This is a genomic window from Bacillus sp. P14.5, from assembly GCF_003316765.1.
In the GTDB taxonomy this organism is placed as follows: Bacteria; Bacillota; Bacilli; order Bacillales; family Bacillaceae_B; genus Rossellomorea.
The window spans coordinates 200,403-218,009 of record NZ_NIJF01000066.1 but is presented as its reverse complement, the minus strand read 5'-3'; the positions used below and the strand labels follow the sequence as shown (position 1 = coordinate 218,009).

Annotated in this window: 15 protein-coding genes and 1 pseudogene; 3 read left to right on the top strand and 13 right to left on the bottom strand. The window is 41.8% G+C overall.

What is annotated here, in order from left to right:
• Positions 1-705: 705 nt before the first annotated feature.
• Positions 706-1,644, bottom strand: a complete 939-nt coding sequence (locus tag B9Z54_RS11045) for a DHH family phosphoesterase (RefSeq protein ID WP_113928448.1) — start codon at positions 1,642-1,644, stop codon at positions 706-708.
• 112 nt (positions 1,645-1,756) lie between these two features.
• On the opposite strand from B9Z54_RS11045, the gene B9Z54_RS11040 reads away from it, so the two are divergent.
• Complete coding sequence (locus B9Z54_RS11040; protein WP_113928447.1) at positions 1,757-2,062, top strand: YtpI family protein; 306 nt, start codon at positions 1,757-1,759, stop codon at positions 2,060-2,062.
• A 309-nt stretch (positions 2,063-2,371) separates the two neighbouring features.
• Here the strand turns inward: B9Z54_RS11040 and B9Z54_RS11035 are convergent, their stop codons facing one another.
• The 4 genes from B9Z54_RS11035 to ald form a co-directional block, all read right to left on the bottom strand.
• The gene (locus B9Z54_RS11035; RefSeq protein WP_113928446.1) at positions 2,372-3,691 is read right to left on the bottom strand and encodes a CBS domain-containing protein; all 1,320 of its coding nucleotides are present in this window, start codon (positions 3,689-3,691) and stop codon (positions 2,372-2,374) included.
• A gap of 83 nt (positions 3,692-3,774) precedes the next feature.
• The gene (locus B9Z54_RS11030; RefSeq protein ID WP_113928445.1) at positions 3,775-4,020 is read right to left on the bottom strand and encodes a hypothetical protein; all 246 of its coding nucleotides are present in this window, start codon (positions 4,018-4,020) and stop codon (positions 3,775-3,777) included.
• Between the two features lie 219 nt (positions 4,021-4,239).
• Positions 4,240-4,920: a metal-dependent hydrolase gene (locus B9Z54_RS11025; RefSeq protein WP_113928444.1), complete on the bottom strand. Its 681-nt coding sequence runs from the start codon at positions 4,918-4,920 to the stop codon at positions 4,240-4,242.
• 686 nt (positions 4,921-5,606) lie between these two features.
• Positions 5,607-6,725 (bottom strand): alanine dehydrogenase, encoded by a 1,119-nt coding sequence (gene ald, locus B9Z54_RS11020; RefSeq protein WP_113928443.1) that lies wholly within the window; start codon positions 6,723-6,725, stop codon positions 5,607-5,609.
• A 755-nt stretch (positions 6,726-7,480) separates the two neighbouring features.
• Here ald and B9Z54_RS11015 point away from each other — a divergent pair.
• Positions 7,481-8,815, top strand: coding sequence for a purine-cytosine permease family protein (locus B9Z54_RS11015; protein ID WP_345840722.1), 1,335 nt, complete (start codon positions 7,481-7,483; stop codon positions 8,813-8,815).
• Positions 8,816-9,025: 210 nt separating this feature from the next.
• Here B9Z54_RS11015 and B9Z54_RS24815 read toward each other — a convergent pair whose 3' ends face one another.
• Positions 9,026-9,190, bottom strand: coding sequence for a hypothetical protein (locus B9Z54_RS24815; protein WP_162785177.1), 165 nt, complete (start codon positions 9,188-9,190; stop codon positions 9,026-9,028).
• Between the two features lie 108 nt (positions 9,191-9,298).
• On the opposite strand from B9Z54_RS24815, the gene B9Z54_RS11010 reads away from it, so the two are divergent.
• On the top strand, positions 9,299-9,745 hold the full coding sequence (locus B9Z54_RS11010; protein WP_113928441.1) for a universal stress protein: 447 nt from the start codon (positions 9,299-9,301) through the stop codon (positions 9,743-9,745).
• A 39-nt stretch (positions 9,746-9,784) separates the two neighbouring features.
• Here B9Z54_RS11010 and B9Z54_RS11005 read toward each other — a convergent pair whose 3' ends face one another.
• From B9Z54_RS11005 to B9Z54_RS10970, 7 genes and pseudogenes are all read right to left on the bottom strand, one after another.
• Positions 9,785-10,624 carry an EcsC family protein gene (locus B9Z54_RS11005; protein ID WP_113928440.1) on the bottom strand — a complete coding sequence of 280 codons (840 nt, stop codon included), beginning with the start codon at positions 10,622-10,624 and terminating at the stop codon, positions 9,785-9,787.
• A 427-nt stretch (positions 10,625-11,051) separates the two neighbouring features.
• A pseudogene (locus B9Z54_RS11000) lies at positions 11,052-12,178 on the bottom strand (type I restriction endonuclease).
• 190 nt (positions 12,179-12,368) lie between these two features.
• The gene (locus tag B9Z54_RS10995) at positions 12,369-13,556 is read right to left on the bottom strand and encodes an acetate kinase (protein WP_113928439.1); all 1,188 of its coding nucleotides are present in this window, start codon (positions 13,554-13,556) and stop codon (positions 12,369-12,371) included.
• A 299-nt stretch (positions 13,557-13,855) separates the two neighbouring features.
• Complete coding sequence (locus B9Z54_RS10990; RefSeq protein ID WP_113928438.1) at positions 13,856-14,842, bottom strand: class I SAM-dependent methyltransferase; 987 nt, start codon at positions 14,840-14,842, stop codon at positions 13,856-13,858.
• A 276-nt stretch (positions 14,843-15,118) separates the two neighbouring features.
• Entirely contained in the window at positions 15,119-15,619 is a 501-nt protein-coding gene (gene tpx, locus B9Z54_RS10980) for a thiol peroxidase (protein ID WP_113928436.1), read from the bottom strand.
• A 672-nt stretch (positions 15,620-16,291) separates the two neighbouring features.
• On the bottom strand, positions 16,292-16,780 hold the full coding sequence (gene ytfJ, locus B9Z54_RS10975; protein ID WP_113928435.1) for a GerW family sporulation protein: 489 nt from the start codon (positions 16,778-16,780) through the stop codon (positions 16,292-16,294).
• Positions 16,781-16,881: 101 nt separating this feature from the next.
• On the bottom strand, positions 16,882-17,598 hold the full coding sequence (locus B9Z54_RS10970) for a DUF2953 domain-containing protein (protein WP_205207703.1): 717 nt from the start codon (positions 17,596-17,598) through the stop codon (positions 16,882-16,884).
• Positions 17,599-17,607: the final 9 nt, after the last annotated feature.

The window sequence follows — 17,607 nt, the reverse complement described above, 5'->3', positions numbered from 1 at the left end:
AAGACGTTTTCCTGATTAAAATGGGGTGTTTTCGGGCTATTCACTATACTATAAGACGTTTTTCTGATTATACTAGGGTGTTTACTCGCTAATCACTATACTATAAGACGTTTTCCTGATTATAATAGGGTGTTTACTCGCTAATCACCATACTATAAGACGTTTTTCTGATTATACTAGGGTGTTTACTCGCTAATCACCATACTATAAGACGTTTTTCTGATTATACTAGGGTGTTTACTCGCTAATCACCATACTATAAGACGTTTTTCTGATTATACTAGGGTGTTTACTCGCTAATCACTATACTATAAGACGTTTTCCGGATTATAATAGGGTGTTTATCTGCCTGACAGGGGATTTACCTAGGCTTCCACTTTTTATACAGGCTGGGCAGAAGGAAACTCAACAGCTTCCAAGCGGCATTCCTACTATATAAAATGCGGAGGAGGGGAAAATAGCAAAAAAACAGCAATCTTTTAGAATACAGACTTTAGAAAAGCTGGCTGCTTCTCTTTTTTTGTGCAGTCGCAATTCTCCAGAAGCCTTCTTGAAGTATTCATTCTCTTCATTTATCACTTCACAGGTCTGCATAAACTCTTTTACTATATCTCTCCCGAATATATAGTTTAGATGTCCAGAAACCCCGGCTAAATAAAACAGAGGGTCATCGCCAGGCGAATCCCCTCTTCTGATTTTCATTTATCAATTCTCTGCACAAACCTGCATCAAGTCTTCCAGAACTTCATCCTTTTGTGCCCAGTCATAAATGGAAGCTCCTGCTGCCAGGGGATGTCCGCCTCCATTATACTTTTTGGCGACAGTATTGATCACCGGACCTTTTGACCTGAAGCGAACCCGGATCTGGTCTGCCTCTTCTATAAAGAAGACCCAGGCCTTGATTCCTCTTACATTCCCGAGTGAGCTTACAAGAAGGGACGCTTCAGCTGGAACTAGTTTGAATTGCTGAAGGATTTCCTTTGTGATCGTCATGCACCCGACGTTATTCTCGAGCATCTCATAATTTTGGAGAACATATCCTTCTAATTTAATCACCTGTGGATCAGCTTCATACATTTTATTATAGAGCTCATTGCGGTCGAAATCATAACGGATGAGCTCTCCCGCTACATCAAATGTGCGCTGAGTCGTGCTTGGATATAGAAATCTTCCGGTATCCCCGACGATTCCCCCATAGAGCAGCCGGGCCGCTTCATCAGTCATTTGGAGTCCTTTATCTTTTCCATGCTGATAGAACATATAGATCATTTCGCTGACCGAGCTTGCCTCTGTATCCACCCATAATAAATCACCATAAGGATCTTCGTTAGGATGATGATCGATCTTGATGAGCTTATCACCCAGCTTGTAACGGTCATCACAGATCCTCGCTGAGTTGGCTGTATCACAGACAATGATCAAAGCATCTTTAAAAACACTATCCTCAATTATGTCCAGCCTTCTAAGGTAATGCAGTGTCGGTTCTTCTTTTCCAACAGCATAAATATTCTTATCCGGGAAGGAGGCTCTCAGGATTTCCACCAGCCCTCCCTGAGACCCGTATGCATCCGGATCCGGCCTGACATGGCGGTGCACGATGATGGTTTGATATTCTTTAATCATCTCGATAATTTGATCTTTCATGGTAAACTCCTTTTAGACATAAAAAGTTCATTTGGAATCCAGCAGAAATACCGTTAGAATAGTAAACGGAGATTCAAAAATTCAACCAACGATATTTTGGAGGATATAAGATATGCCCGTTTTTGTATTTTTAATCATTCTTTCATTTTCTTTTTATTTCTATTATAAAGTGAAGTCCGTGAGAAGCAGACGATTCATCGAGAAAAAATGGCTTTCAGGTAAATCCAGTATCGCTCTGGGACTTTTTGTCGCCTTTTTCGGAATCAATCAGCTGTTTCTGTTCCAGACCACTTTCACTTACATCATTTCTGCCCTTTTCATCATAATCGGACTGGGAAGTGCCTGGATGGGCTGGAAAGTGTACAAGCATTTCCTGCCTCAGGCTATAAAAGAAGCACAGGAACTCGATAACCAGTAACGGCTTATAAAACCTGCATTCATTTTTGAATGCAGGTTTTTTATTGTTTAGGTTTTGGGCAAAATAAGATTTGCCTGGCGGGCCTGTTCAGGGCGCTTGCGCTTTTGTAATGGCTCTTTTCGTAAACTTTGTTGCTATTTAATATGAATTTCGAAAAACATCACCAGAATTCACCTATATATCCTGGTAAGCAAGAAAGAAAAGAGCTGCTCGCCCTGTTAAGAGAGATAAACATTAGTATTCAGGGGAAAAATCCAGCTCTTGGGGTTTTTCCGAAAGCAACAGTCTATACGAAAACAGCCTTTGTAATTAATGTTTGTCGATGAGCTGGCAGATCATCATGGCTTTTCCCACTAACACCGTTTCATGATAGACTTCTACATCCACCTTCCCAAACTTGCGCCCTACATCCAATACTTTCGGCCGGATGTCGATCACGCTCTCCATTTGAATGGATCTGATGAAATAAACTGTCATATTTTCAACCACCAGATCTCCTTTTTTGTAGTATTTCAACGCCCTGTTGGCCGCTTCTGTCACCAGAGTTGTAAATACACCATAGGAAATGGTTCCGAGCCCGTTGGTCATTTGCGGAGTGACTGGAAATTGGTAGCTTGCCTCAGCAGAGTCTTTGGTATCTGAAGTTGTCATATTGCTCGTAATATTGTCATCGATCGTTTCCCCGACCTGCGGCTGGCGCTGGATCATTTGCATCGCCTTTAGAACATCCTGGCGGCTGATTATTCCTTGAAGCCTGTTTTGGTCATCAACCACCGGAAGGACTTCAATGCCTTCCCAGATCATCATATGGGCTGCAGAGGCCACACTGGTATTTGCTCTGACAGTAATCGGCTTTCTTGTCATTACCTTTTCAATAGCTGCACTCTTTTCCTGACCCATCACGTCCTTGGAAGTCGCCATCCCCTGCACCTTCCTGTTCCGGTCAATGACAGGAAAGCGGCTGTGGAAGGTCGATTGATTTTTTTCATACCAATCTTCCAAAGTATCACCAACTTGTAAAAAGGCCGTCTGATCTTCTGCGGTCAAAATATCTTCCACCAATACGATATCTTTCTTAATCAGCTGGTCATAGATCGCACGGTTGATCATTGCGGCAACGGTAAAAGTATCATAACTCGTCGATATGACAGGCAATTCAAGCTCATCGGCAAGGCGTTTGACACTTTCTTCAGTATCAAATCCACCGGTAATCAACACAGCTGCGCCTGCTTTCAAGGCGAGCTCATGAGCTTTTGTCCGGTTGCCGACAATCAGCAGGTTCCCGGCCTCTGTGTAACGCATCATGGCCTCGAGTTTCATTGCGCCAATAACAAACTTATTGAGCATTTTATGCAGCCCTGTTCTCCCGCCAAGAACTTGTCCATCAATAATGTTGACCACTTCTGCAAAAGTCAGCTTTTCGATGTTCTCTTTTTTCTTTCTTTCAATCCGGATGGTCCCGACTCTTTCAATCGTGCTTACATACCCTTTTGTCTCAGCATCCTTGATCGCTCTGTATGCCGTGCCTTCACTGACATTTAAAGCCTTGGCGATCTGCCTGACGGATATTTTTTCTCCAATGGGGAGTGTATCGATATACTCAATTATTTGCTCATGTTTGGTTGCCAAGCTTTTCACCCTTCTTATACTGCCTGAAATAGTATCTTAATTATAAAGTGAAAAGCCTGGTGTTTCAATTTTCTCCTGAATTCTCAGCCAAAAGAACGAATCTTTCTGACTTCTTTCTTCCTTTTCACCTGTTTCCCTTTCACTTTCAGTTTGCGCGGAGCAAAGAGCATCCCTGATAAATTACCTGCTATAACAATGGCTGCAAAAGCAAGCCAGCTGATGGCAAACCAGCCTGACAACCCTTCTGCAAATACATTCAGTCGTGGAACGGCATAGTAGAGCATCATCCCGGCCAGCAATAAACAAATCAAATAACGCTGCTTTTTCATATACTTCCTCCTTTTACTAGCTTGTTTAATATGTATGCGGGACAATCCCTTCTCATTATTCTTTGTGATGGAATACTTTGATCCTGGCTCAGTTTCCCTCTTTTGAGCCTGGCTCAGATCCCCCCTTTTGAGCCAGGCTCAGACCCTCCCTTTTGAGCCAGGCTCAATTCCCCAAAACAAAAGAACACTGACCCAACCTCGGATCAGTGTTCTCGATAATTAAAGTTCAATTACATCCCCAGCATTCATTACTTTTCCTTCTTGTCCTTTCAACATGGAAACAAATTTTTCAGGATCCTGTTTGATTGGCGGGAATGTGTTGTAATGAATCGGCACAACTATTTTAGCGTTTATAAATTCCGCTGCCAGAACGGCATCATCAGGTCCCATCGTAAAGTTGTCTCCGATTGGAAGGAAGGCAAGATCAATGGTATTTCGCATCCCTATCAGCTTCATATCGGAGAAAAGTGCCGTATCTCCAGCATGGTAGATTGTTTTCCCTTCTGCCGTAAGCAGGATTCCAGCCGGCATTCCAGTGTAGATAATCTGTTTGTCTTCTGTTTCATAGGAAGAGCCGTGAAATGCCTGTGTCAGCTTCACTCTTCCAAATTCAAAGTCATACCCTCCCCCGATATGCAGCGGGTGGGTGTTCACTCCCTGCCAGCCTAAGTATGTAGCCAATTCAAAAGGAGCCACTACAAGTGCGTCATTTTTCTTCGCCAAGTCGATTGTGTCACCGACATGGTCATTATGGCCATGAGTAAGCAAAATTACATCCGGATTTTCATTGTCCACTTTAAGGTCAGTGAGTTCATTTCCGCTGATAAATGGGTCAATTAGTATCGTATGATTTTCTGTGACTACTTTGACAACCGAATGTCCATGATAAGAAACTTTCATTCTTTAGCCCTCCTGTGAAATAGTTTACTGCGCTGCGAATGGGTTTTCCCCGATAAAACCATCAAACTTCTGTTTATCCAATTTCCCAATAAGCATAGCTTCTACAATACTTAGTTCTTGATTGACAGCTCATATCCTTTTTCCACGCTCCATTCTTTTTCTACCCTGTATTTTCATCTTTTAAAAGTAAATGATTTCTCTAGAAATAGAGGGAAAAACTTCCCTTAATTAATAGATGGTACTGAAAAACAGCTTAAATAGAGGGAGAATTTCCCCTTATTTGATTTAAAAGACTAAAAAATAGATACTTAAACCTTGAATAAGGGGAAATTCTCCCCTTATTCACCAACAAAATGAGCTCAGATCCGCAGTTAACGGGAAATTCTCCCCTTATTTTCCTCATGGTTTATTCCTCAGACGTACGCCCTCGTGCTGGCCTGAAGAATTCGGCCGTTCTTCCTTAGCTCAAAGCTGGTTTTCTTATTTTTCAAAAGTATTTGTTTTACTATTCAAGACGCTCTTTCAATTACTTGTAAAAGAACATCTAATCGCTCACCTCTTAGCTTTTTATGAAGCTGCTAAGGCTCACTTCCCGCCACATGGATGTGAGGAGAGAGGAAACCATCTTTTTTAAAAAAATCGATAAAAAAGACTGTCCCATTTTCACGGGACAGCCTTCGCATTAATTAAATTTGATCAAGCAGTGTTTTTGTATCAGAGTAGTCGAGGTCATGTGCTTCTGCTACTGCTTTATAGGTAACATATCCGTTCAATGTGTTGATTCCTTTTAGCAATGGCTCATTTCCAAGGCATGCATCTTTGTATCCTTTGTTTGCAATCTGAATCGCGTAAGGAACCGTAACATTTGTCAAGGCGATTGTAGATGTACGCGGAACGGCACCAGGCATGTTCGCAACCGCATAATGAACAACTCCGTGCTTCACGTATGTCGGGTCATCATGAGTCGTGATGCGGTCCGTTGTTTCAAAGATTCCTCCCTGGTCTATGGCAATATCCACCACAACTGAACCAGGCATCATGGATTTGATCATGTCTTCTGTAACCAGCTTCGGCGCTTTTGCACCAGGGATCAAGACTGCTCCGATAACAAGGTCGGACTCAGCTACAGCTTTTTCGATATTCAACGGATTGGACATCAGAGTCTGGACGTCGCTTCCGAAGATATCATCCAATTGGCGAAGGCGCTCTGGATTTAAATCCAGGATCGTTACTTGCGCTCCAAGTCCGACGGCCATCTTTGCAGCGTTTGTTCCAGCAACTCCGCCTCCGATGATTGTTACACGGCTGCGCATTACTCCAGGAACTCCTGATAGAAGGACTCCTTTTCCACCATGGATTTTTTCAAGGAACTGCGCTCCGATTTGCGTAGCCATTCTTCCGGCAACTTCGCTCATAGGCGTCAATAGCGGAAGAGTACGGTTTGCTTCAACTGTTTCGTAAGCAATCCCGACTACTTTATTGTCAATTAGTGCTTTCGTCAACTCCGGCTCTGGAGCCAGGTGTAAATATGTAAATAGGATTAATCCTTCACGGAAATACTGATATTCGCTTGGCAGCGGTTCTTTTACCTTCATGACCATATCCATGGACCATGCTTCAGATGCGCTTCCAACAATGTGACCTCCAGCGGCTGTATATTGTTCATCAGTAAAACCAGAGCCGAGGCCCGCCCCGGATTCAATATACACTTCATGGCCGAACTGGGTAAGGTTCACCACTCCTGCCGGTGTCATTGCCACTCGGTTTTCATTGTTTTTTATTTCAATTGGTACTCCGATACGCATTAAAAAAACCTCCTCATTTCAAATCCATTGTAAAACTTCTTAACTAATATAACACTATCATTCTTAAAATGCTAAACAATTTTATAGGAAATGTAAGCATTTACATTTAGACAGAAAAGCCTGAATTTTCCCTATCTATATGCGGGTAATTAGTTGATGAAAAAACCTTTAGATAACATGCCGCTGACTGTCTTTAGGATATTCCTCTTCTTTTAAAATGGCTGTTTTCTTATAGATTGTGGCTTTTTTAAACGAAATGGATTTCCGCTCCAGGCGGACGACTCCGCGGGGCGGGCGGTGAGCCTCCTCGGCTTCGCCTGCGGGGTCTCACCTGTCCCGCTAGTCCCGCAGGAGGTCGCACGCCTTCCGCTTCAATCCTCCTACTTAAAGGGGGATGAAGGTAAAAGCGCATTCAAAATCAGCAATTAGTTAGCAAACGGCCTTTTAAATAGACTGGATTCGCATTTAATTGCTTTCGGCAGTATCTCCCTTCTGATACTAAGATTTTTCTCTCTATCTGGTTAGCCGCTCATTTCTTTTGGCTACCAGAATATAATGGCGTTATCTTACGAAATTTATACGAAATTAATAAAAAGAAGCAACAAAGTATACGAAAAAGCCTTTAAAATTAAACAACTTATTACCACTGCAGCTCCTTCATGAAATATTAGGTTATTAAACTTCAGGTCTTCACTTTTCCCCCACTTCCTTTACAATAGAATAGAATTACTTCGAAGATAGAAGGAGTCCTCATGATGAAAAAACCGATGATCGAAAGATTAGGATTGGAATCTGTACCTCAGCATTTAAAAACCACTACTTGGTTTGAATATTTCATCATTCAGCTTGCTTTCTCAGTTAATGCAGGGAATTTCCTTGTGCCTGCCTTAGCTGTAATGGAAGGCGGGTTGTCCATGATATGGGCTATAATCAGTACGCTTCTTGGAGGGAGCATTGCCTTTTTATTTGTCTCACTTCTATCATTACCAGGGGCAAGGTACGGCCTGCCCGCTCAGTATGTCATAAGGTCAATGATCGGAACGAGGCTTTCAAGGCTCGTCGCATCCCCTGTCCGGTCCCTGACTTCCCTATATTGGTTCAGTGTCCAGACAATCGGCGGTACATTGGTCGTGTTGTCACTCGTGAAAAAGGCGACTGGATTCGAACTTCCTCTGGTTCCGATTGCCATCTCACTCGCATTGATCATGACGGTCTTGGCTTTAATCGGATTTGAGGCTGTTAAAAAGGCAACCAAGATGTTCATGCCTTTCCTATTGATTGGGCAGGCAGCCATACTCGTCATCTTTATCACATCTGCGGCTGATGGGATTGGAAGCGGAGTCCTGGTCTCAGGAGGAGGATTCTCTTTTGGCCCGTTTGTGTTCTTTGCCAGCCTGGCCTTTGTCCAATATGTTTCCGGAGTGAGCGCTTCTTCTGATATTACACGTTATGCCAAATCTGGAAAACAAGGGTTCTGGGGCCTGTTTGCCGGCAATGTATTCGGATTTTTCATGACAGCCCTGCTGGGAACCTTCAGTGCGGCATTATTTCAAAACTCCAACCCTTTCGTTGCTGCAACAGAACAGACCGGGTCGGCACTCCTGACCATCCTGATTGGGATCTGCGCGATGGTCTCCATGATATCGATCAATCTCAGTAACGCTTATACGGGAGGATACAGCCTCCTTAATGCCATCCCTTCACTTGGAAGAGTAAAAAGCGCACTTGCTTTCGGTTCAGCAGGCATCATATTGAGCTGTTTTCCGGCGCTGGTCGATAATGCCCAAGACTATATTTCCCTGCTCGGCGCGTTCGTCATTCCCCTCTCCGCTGTTATCGCGGCTGACTATTTGTATATCAAGAAAGCAAGGATAGCGGAAGAAGATCTCGAAAGGATCGCTACTGGTGCCTTTCAATACAATAACAAGGCCATATACACGCTGGGTGCTGCTCTGGTGATTTACTTCTTGATTCCAGAAAAATGGTCGCCTGGGTTTATCAGTTTTTTGCTTACATTTGCGATTTACAGTATCGTATCGCATCGGTCTAAGCAACATATTGTGAAGGATCAAAGCCGTCAAGCTCTTTAAGCTTGGCGGTTTTTTATTCAGCAATCAACCTGCAACCAGGATCTGTTTAAATCGCTCATTATCCATTAATATTGGCGGCGCAGAAAACACTCTTGAAGAAGAGTATAGAACGGCAGATATCCTGGCAGAGGTCCTTTCTGAGATTCATTCAGAGAACTAGGAATGCAATAAAATGCTGTCCTGAATGATTTTCAGGACAGCATTTTCTCGTCACATCTGCTCTTCATCTTGATCTTGAAGATTGCTTGAACTTAGCGGCCCAGCTTCGCCAGCATGAAGGCCTGATTCATAAGAATCCATGATTTGAGCCGAGGTTTGCTCTGCCGCTCTTTCATCATAAAAACTCTGCTGTGATAATCTGTTCTTTTTATCCATGGTTTAATGTCCTCCTTTTTCGGAAAGATAATTACTAATAGCTTTTGAAATTTTGTAACAGATATTATAGGAAATATATAGTAAAATTAAGTTAAGGAGGGATGAGCCATGACTTTGAAGTATAAAAACATACTTGTAGCAGTTGATGGGTCTAAAGAAGCTGAATGGGCATTTACAAAATCAATCGATATTGCATTACGTAATGATGCGAAACTCTCGATCCTGCATGTAATCGATGCGAGGTCATTTGCAACGGTGGAATCCTATGAGCAGTCAGTAGGTGACCGCGCTGACCAATACGCAAAAGAATTAATGACATCTTATAAAGAGCAAGCGCATCAGGCAGGCGTAACCAATGTTGATACCCTGATTGAATATGGATCCCCGAAAGTCATCATTCCGAAAGACGGAGCGGAAAAAGTCAGTGCAGATCTGATTGTCTGTGGAGCTACAGGACTGAGCGCAATGGAGAGGTTCCTGATAGGAAGCGTATCAGAGCATATCACCCGCTCAGCTAAGTGTGATGTTTTAGTAGTCAGAACTGACGATCAATAAGCAAAAGACCAACCGGCTGGCGGTTGGTCTTTTTGTTATTTATCCATCACTGCGCTTTCTGGATAAGTAACGATATTGATAATACTTCTCTGCAAAATCATTCATTTTTCTTGTGAATTGATAATTGACTCCAGCGCCGACCGCCATGCTGATCAGCGGTATTCCTGACAGGCGTTTTTTCCTAAACATCGTAATGACTGTCCCTTTGAGCATATGCTTCAAAGGACCTTCCATCCAGGTGTAATCCGTAAGTTTTTCAGTGCCATTATAAAAATAGTCATTTTCTTTTCTTTCGAGGTCCTCCATTAATTCTTCCCAGGCTGCTGCCCTCAATCTAGCCGGGAGAGTAGCTGCATGGAAAACCTTCAAAGATGTCATCATTTCAAAAGGTGTTTGAACATCGAAACCATACGAAATGGCAATCAGCTGAATGGAACGTAAATTGATGACGGCCATCGCCGGCAAATCCGCACCAAGTGCTGCCGCTCCGCCAGTACCAGTCAGTCCACCTTGTACAAAAGAATAGAACTGATGGCGGCCGGAATGCTGCATGGCTATATAATGAAGCTGATCAATCGTTAATAAGTGAAGGTCTTCGATTATCTCAACCTCATGGTGAAAAGCACGAGCGGTTTTCAATATACGTTCCCGGGCATCATTCTGAAGCTGAGAGCCCTGCAGCAAAGAATGTAAATGAAACAGCCATCCATCAAGCTTTTGGAAAAATTGCTCCTGCACATCGACCGGAAGTGCGGAAAACGCACCATCAAGCCACTTTACATATGTATTCTCAAGATCATTCGCCTCATAATCATAAAGGGAATCCTGCCACTGCCGAATCTCTTCCAGCACTCTTTCATCTCTTTGGGACAACTCCATCGATCTCAACTCCTTATGAAGACATGATTTTCTTTAATATACCATATTGGCTGGGTTACTACTTATACAATAACAAAGTATTTCTGTAAAGCTTAATTAATCAATCTGTACTTTCAATGTTGTTTAATTAAAGAGTTGTTGATTTCCGTTCCAGGTGCACGACTCCGCGGGGCGGGCGGTGAGCCTCCTCAGCTTCGCTTGCGGGGTCTCACCTGTCCCGCTAGTCCCGCAGGAGGTCGGACACCTTCCACTCCAATCAACACTGCGAAAAAAAACAATCTCTTAGAAAAGAGCCTTAGTCTAAAAATTGTCTATTTCAATTTGTATTGAAAGAAGGCATAAAGAAAGAGTGAGAATCTCTCCATCACTCTGGTAACTGGAATATTTACTACTATCTGTTTTGTGCACTTAAATTTTTGTTTGTCCTTCAGCTGCTAACAACAGAGTCAAACTGTCTTGCTACAGCTAGAATCTTCTCTTTATACAGAGTAATGTCATTTACTGATTCAATTTTAAGGTTTGTTCGACTTTCATCGTTGAATAAGATGTACTTATTGGATCCATTAAACCCTAACCTGCAAATCCATCTTCTAATGTTATCATCTAATAAAACATTAAAGTAACTCTTGTTATCCCTATAAAACACCCTGGATGGATCAAATTCTTCTTTTAGGATCAATTTCACTAGTACGTATCCTTCAATTTCTTCTTCTGTAGTGTGGATTTCATCTTGAGGGGATTTGACTGGCAAGTTATTTTCTTTTCTTTTTCTACTTCTATAGCAGCAGTTATATTAGGAGTATTACTTTCACTTGAAGTATTCAAAGCTTTTTGTAACTTTTCATTGACCTTATCATTAACATACTGATTTAGAGATTTTTTTACTAATTCTCTAAAATTATCAATAACTCTTTTCGTTTTGACACCTTGGTAAATATCATTAAGGATAACTTTGATGAAGTCTTCTGAAGGACCTTCCCATTGTTGACTTAAATACTGCTTGATTTCTCCTGTGTACTTTAATTCAGAGGCAGTTGTAAGGACATTTACCACATCAAAATCAGTCTTCCGAAATTTAGCAAGTTCAATTATATCAACATCTTTTAAATTAAGCATATCAATTGTGAAAAATGGCTTCGAATCCATTTTGTTCTGCTCTTCTAGATCAGTGAAAAATTTATATTCTATTCCATTTGTGAGGATAGCGAACTTTGCTTTGGTAGTACCAAAATACCTAAACAATTGAGAGTCATGTTTGGTTAACATTTCATTAACACTCTTTGCTTCAATTAGGATTACTGGTTCATTGTTTTGCATAATCGCATAATCAATTTTTTCTCCCTTTTTAATTCCTACATCTGCAACAAACTCGGGAACTAGTTCTTCGGGATTGAAAATATCATATCCTAAAGATTGAATTAAAGGCATAACTAAAGACGTTTTCGTAGCTTCTTCTGTTTGTATATTTCCTTTGATTCTCTCTATACGACCAGCTAAGTTTTTAATTTGCTGCTTAAATTCTTCCACAAAGTACACTCCCTTTTTAGATTTCATTTGAAATAATTTCCTACTAATTATATCAAACAGCTCTTTAGTTGTCTTTATAATTCAGAATTTTTAGATTTCACACTTGAAATGTATGTGCATTCATCCCCACGACTTTATATAAAAAAGCCTGCTTATTCTATACTAAGCAGTATAGAAAAGCAGGCTTTTTAACAAGTTATAATAATTTTTTAGATAATCAAACAGTCAAACGCTGAATATCACGGGCAATCATGACTTCCTCATTTGTTGGGATAATCATGACTTTTACAGGAGAATGAGGATAGTTGATGAATGTTTCTTCTCCTCTTACTTTGTTTCTTGCCGGATCCCAGTAGATGCCCATGAATTCAAGGCCTTTTAGGACTTTTTCACGAACGATCTGACTGTTTTCCCCAATGCCGGCAGTGAAGATGATGGCATCAACACCATACATGCGGGAAGCGTAAGAACCGATGTATTTATGGATGCGGTTTGCGAAGACTTCCAATGCCAACTCTGCACGTTCGTTTCCTTCTGCCGCCTGGCCTTCAATGTCACGCAGGTCACTGGAAAGACCGGAAACCCCAAGCATACCTGATTTTTTATTGAGGACATCTAATACCTCATCCGCTGTCTTGCCAGTCTTCTCCATGATGAACGGAATAAGGGCAGGGTCAATGTTACCTGATCTGGTTCCCATCGCAACTCCTGCAAGCGGTGTGAAGCCCATGGAAGTATCGATTGATTTTCCGCCTTCGATTGCAGCGATACTTGCACCGTTCCCTAAGTGGCAGGAGATCAGTCTCAGCTGCTCTTTTGGACGGCCAAGCATTTCTGCCGCACGCTCAGAAACATATTTATGGGAAGTTCCGTGGAAGCCGTATTTACGGATGCCATAGTCTTCATAATAGTCATATGGCAGGCTGTATAGGAATGAACTTTCCGGCATTGTCTGATGGAAAGCTGTGTCGAATACGGCTACTGCAGGGATGTTCGGCAGCACACTTTGGAAAGACTTGATTCCAGTGATATTCGCTGGGTTATGAAGTGGTGCAAGTTCAGAAAGCTCCTCAATTTTTTCGATTACTTCGTCAGTAATAAGAACTGAATCGTTGAATACTTCTCCCCCGTGGACGACACGGTGTCCAATTCCTTCGATTTCATCAAGGGATTCAATGATACCTGCAGACGTCAATTTATCAAGGAGCATCTTAACGGCTACTTCGTGATTAGGGATATCCGTAACTTCTTCCTGTTTTTCTCCGTTCACAGAAATGCTGAATACAGAGTCGTTCAATCCGATTCGTTCAATCAGACCTTTTGTAATAACATCTTCTTGAGGCATTTCGAAAAGCTGGAACTTTAAAGAAGAGCTGCCAGCATTGATTGCAATCATTTTTGCCATTTTATTTTCCGCTCCTTTTGTCTGTTCTATCTTGTGTTGGTGCGTTCTATCATAGTTTGTTCATTTCATGACTTTATATCTCTCAATTTTTCATTTAATCACTGCTTGTTTGCCTTTTCAAGGGTAAGGTTCGCAGGTAATCGTTTTCATGATAAAATAAATATTTTCAGAAAATAATACGTTTAGCAGATTAGTCCATTTAAGACTGTGCAATTTTATTGCAGGAGCAAGAGTACATATTCACAGAAAAAAGGCAAAGTCCAATAACGATTGCGACTTTACCTAGTTTTTGCTTTCCCTTATTTATTTTCCTTAAACCATTGATCCATCTTCGCCAGCATATTTTCCATCGCTTTGGGATTGGAAAGAGACGGCATATTCGCCATAAGGACTTCTTTAGGCGGTTTCACATCTGCTTTCTTCTTTTGAAGAATTAGAATGCTTTTTGCTGAACTTTCATTTTTGAAAAGAGACATCGGTAATTGCAGCAAGCCTTGAATGTAAACTTGTTCTTTAAAATAGCCGTGCAGTTTTTTTGCTTCCTCAGACTCGAATAAGTGATTCGGAACAAGGAAGAACAAGTAGCCCCCTGGCTTCGTATGCTTCACACTCTGCTCGATGAAAAGGTGATGAGAGTAAGAATGTCCTTTATCACTTCTCAATTCATAGTCGGCAGCCCTTAAGTCGTTAGGATAGTAGCCGACTGGCAGATCACAGATGACTAGGTCGACAGGGTCAATGAAAAGCGGCTCCAGTGAATCCTGGTTAAACAGTTCCAGTGGATGCTTCTGAAGATTCGCTCCAATGTAGGCCAGCTTCACCAAAAGGTCATCGACGTCTACTCCGACAGAAGCCACTTTCTTATCTGAAAGACCGTTCAGAACGGTTGTCAGCAGGTTGCCTGTCCCAATTGCGGGATCAAGAAGGCGCAATTCCCTGCTGCCTTTAGTGAATTTTCCCGTTAAGTAGCTGAGGAACATACCAATTGCGTCTGGAGTCATTTGGTGGTTAGGCTGTGAACTTTCCTTCATGCCTTTTAGAATCGCAAGCTGAAGTGCTTTGCGTATCTGCTCTTTTTCCATGCTTTCAAGACCGGCATCGCTGTATTTCTTTTGAAGCCTTTTCTTCGTCAATTCGGTCAGCTCATCTTGCAGGATATCTCCATGAAAAAGATTTTCCCCGCTTTCTGCAATGGCTTCCAGGTATGTACAGGATAATTCCTCTTGCAGGATTAACGCTGTTTCGTCTAGTGTATTAAATAAATTCTCTATTGGAGAAACCGTCATATGTCTCTGTCTCCTTTACTATTGATTCTTTCTCTATTTTACCTTTGTCTGCACAAGTGTCAAAGAAGGTTACTTGCTGTCCAGAGGGGAATGGCCAATTACATCCCGATAACCAGCCTGATAAGGATGATGATTTCGGTGAGCCTGGCTCATTTTCTGCTTTTTGAGCCTGACTCGATTTCCGCCTTCTAAGCCTGGCTCAACATTTTATTTCACCAACAAAAAACAGCCCTGAAGGATTGCTCCAGGGCCAGTCTTAATAACAACTCATTTAATTTACTGAGCGTTTTTAACCGCTTCGATTGCTGCATCATAATCCGGATGATTGGTTGCCTCACTGACATATTCAGCGTAGGTCACTTTATCATTGCTGTCGACTACAAATACCGCACGGGCAAGAAGGCGCATTTCTTTAATATGAACGCCGTATGCTTCACCGAAGGACAAATTCCGGTGATCCGATAATGTTTGAACGTTTTCAATTCCGTTTGCACCGCACCAGCGTCTCTGGGCAAATGGCAAATCAACGGATAGAGTTAATACTTCTACATTCTCAAGATTTCCGGCTTCCTCGTTGAATTTGCGTGTCTGCGCATCACAAACTCCCGTATCAATGGAAGGCACCACACTGATTAACCGGACCTTGCCTTTTGTGTCGTTAAGAGATACTTCTGATAGATCGTTAGCTAAAACTGTAAAATCCGGAGCGGAATCTCCAGGTTTTACTTCAATTCCTGAAAGTGTAACAGGATTATTTTTAAATGTGATAGAAGCCATATTGAAATACCTCCTCTTTAAGTATGAATCTTCTTTATCGTACCGAACGGTTTCAAAGGAAATCAACTAATATGATTGTATTTTTGTCCTTTTACACTGCGGTTCGCAGATTGGCAGCCTGCTTTGGAGAACCCTAATTGTTCGAGCATCTGTTATAGAATCAAACCCACCAATGAGAATTGGCGGTTTGCTCTACGCCTTGAAGCCTCTCTTACCGGCCTCTGCAAAAAAGGCCCACCGATTGGTTTCAACGCAATTTATTCCAGATGAAAAAAATTTAAGAAATAAGGGAAGAAATTCCACTTTTTTAAAAAAAATCATCAGAAACAGCTTAATTAAGCGGAGAAATTACGCTTATTTGCTAAAAAGATGTGAAAATTGGTCTATTCAGCTGTGCTTAAGCGGAAAAATTCCGCTTATATACCCCATATCCCATGTAATTTCGGAGCTTAACCGGAGAAATTCCGCTTATTGTTGATTATTCATGTTCTTCACAGGTAAACCGCCTGCTTGAATGGTAAGACGTTTTAGGGACATCTGCTTATCTCTTCATAATGGGAGATTTTCTATACTTCGCTATAAACTCTCCAGAACCCCCGGCCCATGAATAACGAAGACTGATCAGATTGTATTCCCGGCGGGAACCTGATCAGTCCTATTTATTCCATTCAATTAGAAATCAAACGATTGATTCTGCCCATTATTATGATTTTGGTTTTGGTTTTGGTTCTGCTGTTGTCCCTGACCGTTGTCCTGTTGGTTTTTCTTCATCATCCCTTGGATTTTCTCCATAACACCAGGTGCTAAATCCAGGATTTTCTCAAGTAAATGAGTATTTTCGTCTAGGTGGAGCATTTTAATTCCTTTGGAGCCAACGATCAAAAACGCAATCGGCGTGATGGAAACCCCGCCGCCGCTACCTCCGCCGAAAGGCTGCTCCTTCTTGCCTTGCCTGCCATCTTGACCTTCTTTATCTCCCTTGCCGTTGAGGATAAATTCGCTTCCGCCTGCGGCAAAACCGAAACCTACCTTTGAAACTGTCAGGATTACACTTCCATCCGGTGTTTCAACTGGATCTCCGATAATCGTATTGACGTCAATCATTTCTTTAAGATTTTCCATTGCTGTAGTCATAAGTCCTTCGATTGGATGATCAGACATAAGATTACCTCCTAAATGTTATGTACAGACACTTTACCGCTTTAAAGCAGCACAAGGGACAGTCCCTTTTAGTGCAGCAGTGCAGTAAAGCGTTTGTCTTGCTAGACTGATTGATTTTTCTCTGATACTACGGATAGCGGTTTGGTCTGGAATTTCGGCTTTCCGCCTCTCCAGAACTTGATCAATTTGATTCCTGCTAATATAGCATGCCCGATCCGAAAAGTTATGATACATGAAAATTCCGTTTGAATGATTGCTTTTTGAAACGAAGGAAAGACGGCAATCTGCGGCATTGATTGCAGCTTCATATAGCCGCTGATAACACCAATAACGCTCCCTTTCGCCCCCCACATCAACCCTGTCATTGTTCCGGTTGATGCCGCATCTCCTGTACCAAAAACAGTCTGCCACTTAATATCATAAATTTTGATCCTGCTCATAAAACTTCTGACAATTCGATGAAGCCCTGCCACATGCTGAAGCAGTTCCCGAAAATCCTTGAATGAAGCGAGCATCTCCTCAGGAGTTTCCTTTTTTACCTTATCTTTTTCTTTCCCTTGTCCTTCTTTGCCTTTCTCTGTCTTCTCTTCAAATACAATATTCGGTCCGTCTTCATCGAGCTTGATCATCGGGACTTCGATTTTATATTTAATCAAACCAAACCAGGCCCTGAATCTTATGGATATATTGTCATTATCATTGCCATGATAAAGTGAAATTGTAATTGTCAGCTTGGTAATCAGGATGATGAAGAATAAAAATAATATAAGACCCAGGACCACTATGAGTGTAACCATCCATCCATTCACTTTTTTCACAACCTTTCA

Bases quoted from the DNA above. Each gene is read 5' to 3' on its own strand.
- B9Z54_RS11045 (WP_113928448.1), bottom strand. From the start codon at position 1,644: ATGAAAGATCAAATTATCGAGATGATTAAAGAATATCAAACCATCATC.
- B9Z54_RS11040 (WP_113928447.1), top strand. From the start codon at position 1,757: ATGCCCGTTTTTGTATTTTTAATCATTCTTTCATTTTCTTTTTATTTC.
- B9Z54_RS11030 (WP_113928445.1), bottom strand. From the start codon at position 4,020: ATGAAAAAGCAGCGTTATTTGATTTGTTTATTGCTGGCCGGGATGATG.
- B9Z54_RS11025 (WP_113928444.1), bottom strand. From the start codon at position 4,920: ATGAAAGTTTCTTATCATGGACATTCGGTTGTCAAAGTAGTCACAGAA.
- ald (WP_113928443.1), bottom strand. From the start codon at position 6,725: ATGCGTATCGGAGTACCAATTGAAATAAAAAACAATGAAAACCGAGTG.
- B9Z54_RS11015 (WP_345840722.1), top strand. From the start codon at position 7,481: ATGAAAAAACCGATGATCGAAAGATTAGGATTGGAATCTGTACCTCAG.
- B9Z54_RS24815 (WP_162785177.1), bottom strand. From the start codon at position 9,190: ATGGATAAAAAGAACAGATTATCACAGCAGAGTTTTTATGATGAAAGA.
- B9Z54_RS11010 (WP_113928441.1), top strand. From the start codon at position 9,299: ATGACTTTGAAGTATAAAAACATACTTGTAGCAGTTGATGGGTCTAAA.
- B9Z54_RS11005 (WP_113928440.1), bottom strand. From the start codon at position 10,624: ATGGAGTTGTCCCAAAGAGATGAAAGAGTGCTGGAAGAGATTCGGCAG.
- B9Z54_RS10995 (WP_113928439.1), bottom strand. From the start codon at position 13,556: ATGGCAAAAATGATTGCAATCAATGCTGGCAGCTCTTCTTTAAAGTTC.
- B9Z54_RS10990 (WP_113928438.1), bottom strand. From the start codon at position 14,842: ATGACGGTTTCTCCAATAGAGAATTTATTTAATACACTAGACGAAACA.
- tpx (WP_113928436.1), bottom strand. From the start codon at position 15,619: ATGGCTTCTATCACATTTAAAAATAATCCTGTTACACTTTCAGGAATT.
- ytfJ (WP_113928435.1), bottom strand. From the start codon at position 16,780: ATGTCTGATCATCCAATCGAAGGACTTATGACTACAGCAATGGAAAAT.